The sequence below is a fragment of the Fibrobacter sp. UWH1 genome, assembly GCF_002210365.1.
GTDB lineage: Bacteria > Fibrobacterota > Fibrobacteria > Fibrobacterales > Fibrobacteraceae > Fibrobacter.
The window spans coordinates 1-2,928 of record NZ_MWQG01000083.1; the positions used below are offsets into that span (position 1 = coordinate 1).

The 2,928-nt window shown below is 41.4% G+C and carries 3 protein-coding genes; all 3 read left to right on the top strand.

The annotated features are described in order from the left end of the window. Nucleotides 1-1,154 (top strand): FISUMP domain-containing protein (locus B7992_RS16085; protein WP_303395621.1); only part of this gene is annotated, 1,154 nt, incomplete at its 5' end. A gap of 84 nt (nt 1,155-1,238) precedes the next feature. Further along, entirely contained in the window at nt 1,239-1,367 is a 129-nt protein-coding gene (locus B7992_RS17495; protein WP_088666805.1) for an LEPR-XLL domain-containing protein, read from the top strand. 97 nt (nt 1,368-1,464) lie between these two features. Continuing rightward, a complete protein-coding gene (locus tag B7992_RS16095) occupies nt 1,465-2,592 on the top strand; it encodes an FISUMP domain-containing protein (protein WP_088666806.1) in 1,128 nt (375 codons plus the stop codon). Nucleotides 2,593-2,928 lie beyond the last annotated feature (336 nt).

Below are 2,928 nucleotides of genomic sequence, written 5' to 3' on the forward strand. Positions count from 1 at the left end.
ACGGTTCCTCTCACATGTCATCCTCGACCCCGATCGAGGATCTAGACGAATCATCTTCCAGCATCAACGACAACTCTTCCTCTTCCGTCATTCCAGGTTCCTCATCAAGTGTCATCCCGAGCGATAGCGAAGATTCTAACAGTTCCTCTAGCGTAAAAGCCGATGGAAAGTCAAGTTCTTCAATCAACAAGGAAGGAAGCAGTTCCTCTACAAAGGTGGATGTCTATAGCAGTAGTAGTGACGATATCATAGATATTGGAAATTCTTCTAGCAGTGTTTCAGAAGCGTGTAAGTATGATTTAGAGGGCGAATGTGATGTCTTTGCTTGGGTAAATAATAGATGCGGAGTTTTGATTGTTGATGGAAATAAATATTTCTGCAGTGAGTTGGATAATCAATGGCATAAGTCGGTTTCTTCATCCAGTGCAAAATCCTCAAGTTCATCTAAGGCAGTTTCCTCATCGTCCGTTTATTTTTCTTTTCGAGATAAAGTTTATTCATACAGCGATCTTACGGATGAACGAGATGGAAGGGTGTACAAGATTTACGAAGTCACCGGTCGTGACACAAACAAGGTGGAACAAACCATCACTGTTATGGCACAGAACTTAAACTATGCGGAAAAAATCGTGAGCGGTGCTGATGAACAGGATGACAACACCAAGGTGGAAAAGTATTGTTACAACAACGACACTTTGATGTGCTCGCAATATGGAGGCCTGTACCAGTGGGCCGAAATGATGGACCTCCCGTACGAATGCAATGAAAAAAGTTGTGCAAGTCAAATAAAAACTCAGCATCAAGGTATTTGCCCTAATGGTTGGCATTTGATGACCCGCAATGAATTCAACATCGTTTATTGCTCGGGCAGATTGTGCGATATTGGTGCAGTAAAATCCGAAACCCACTGGAATAGTAGTGATGGAACCAATAAGACTGGATTTACAATGTTGCCTGGTGGGATGATGAGTAGTCTAACGAATGAATTCACTGATTTAAAAGAGGCTGCGTATTATTATTTTCCGGAAGAATACCTAGAAAAGGAAGGTTGGGCTAGAGGGCTGAATATATATGCTCGCAATCAAAATGTTACTTTTTATGTAACAGGATACAAAATCACCGGAAAATCAATCCGTTGCGTTCAGAATTATTAAAAAATGCTTGTAAGCCAGAATAAATAATTGAATTTTTTTAGCAAAAAAAACAGGGTTGCTTAGAACAGCCCTTAAGGGTATGTCATGCTTTCAAAGCAAAATAAGAAGAACAAGAAAAAATACACATTCAACAATTTTTCTCTAGAGCAACTTGAACCCCGCATGATGATGGATGGAAATCTTAGCATTAAAAAAAGCCCAAGCCGCGTCTAAAAAAAATCAGCAAGGAAAAATTTGTTCGTGATGACTGCAAAATCGGCATCCTTCAACACCGCAAGATTTGCATAGACACATTTAACAGAGTTTTAATATGAACACATTCAAAAAAATCACACTCACCAGCGCGGTGGCTTTTGCGCTGTTCGCCTTTAACGCCTGCGGCGATGACTCGGGCTCCACCAGCGCATCTGGTGAAAACAGCACACTGAGTTCCGCTGTTGAGGATGATGAATCATCCTCCAGCATCAACGGCGACAATTCTTCTGTCACTCCGGGTTCCTCATCAAGTGTCATCCTGAGCGACAGCGAAGGATCTAGCAGTTCCTCTAGCGTAAAAGTCAATGGAAAGTCTAGCTCATCTTCTAAAAGGGATGATATTTCGTCAAGTAGTAGCTCTCTGGCATATCGTAGGTGTCAAGAAGGAACTTTGGATACGTTATTGAAAGATTATGAAATTGTATATGTGCGTTGCCAAAATGATATGTGGCGAGTGGATTCCATTGTTAAACTTGAAATGCCCAAAGTTTACCCAGACATGGACAGTGTATTCGGCTCTAAGGCTACTTATGGAACCTTTACGGACCCTCGTGATGGAAAGGTTTATAGGACGGTCAAGTCTTTTGACATGGATGGAAATTACAGCTTTACTGTGATGGCTCAAAATTTGAATTTTGCAGATACCGTGCTTGATATCGCCACGACCATATTTGATGATGCGAAAATTGAAAAAAGTTGCTATAAGGACGACCCCTGGTATTGCGACAACTACTTCGGCGCTCTATACTCCTGGAGCGAAGCGATGGGACTCCCAAAAGTTTGTGACAGTGTGAGTGTGGCCGATAACCCCAAGTGTACCGCCAATTTTAACGATAAATATCCCGAAGACAGCAAGGTGAGAGGCGTTTGTCCCGAGGGATGGCATGTGATGAATGAAACTGAGTGGAAACATGTTGCTATCACTCCTGCTGGAATAGATTTGAGTCACAGCCTTCTTTCTCAGGCTATTTGGTCACATAAGTTTGCTGTGAAAAACTCGTACGGTATGAGTATCTTGCCTCATGGCGATGACGGCTATGAGAAGGAATTGGCCAATTTTTGGATACCCTCTGAAAAAGATTTAGATGTCGCAAAAACAATTACTTTTAGTTTGGAAGAATTTTCTGTGTCAAAATCTTATAAAAGAAGTCATTTAAATATTCGTTGTGTTCTTGATTACTAAGATAAGGCGTAAAATTTAAAATCTACCGAGATCCTATATGAACAAGAAAAACAAGCAGCTTAAAAATAATCTTTATAAGATGGAGTCTTTGGTTTGCTCGTGATGTCTGCAAAATCGGCATCCTTCAACACCGCAAGATTTGCATAGAAACATTTAACAGAGTTTTAATATGAACATCTTCAAGAAAATCACACTCACCAGCGCAGTCGCTTTTGCGCTGTTCACCTTTAACGCCTGCGGTGACGACTCTAACTCTACCAGTGCATCTGGTGAAAACGGTTCCTCTCACATGTCATCCTCGACCCCGATCGAGGATCTAGACGAATCATCCTCCAG